Origin of the sequence: Opacimonas viscosa (assembly GCF_024199005.1) — a bacterium.
GTDB lineage: Bacteria > Pseudomonadota > Gammaproteobacteria > Enterobacterales > Alteromonadaceae > Opacimonas > Opacimonas viscosa.
Map to the genome: position 1 here is coordinate 1 of NZ_JANATA010000316.1, position 239 is coordinate 239.

General features: G+C 49.4%; 1 protein-coding gene. It reads left to right on the forward strand.

The window, feature by feature from the left end; all coding sequences use genetic code 11:
- Nucleotides 1-239: sigma-E factor negative regulatory protein (locus NLF92_RS13755; RefSeq protein WP_254102839.1), on the forward strand; the 239-nt coding region annotated here is incomplete at both ends.

A 239-nucleotide genomic window follows, 5' to 3' on the forward strand; every position in this document is an offset into this window, starting at 1 on the left:
GACGCAACAGCAAGAAAAATTGTCCGCATTCATGGATGGTGAGATAGAAGGCAATGACATTATCGATGCAATAAAGCACGATGCAGACCTTCAAGCCAAATGGCAACGTTACCATGTTATTCGCGGTGCAATGCGCAAAGAAGCCAGCGTGGCTCCTCAGCTAGACATTACTGCAAGCGTAGCTGCTGCATTGGAAAGTGAACCCGCTATTGTTGCGCCAAAGCAATCGCGCTGGCGGT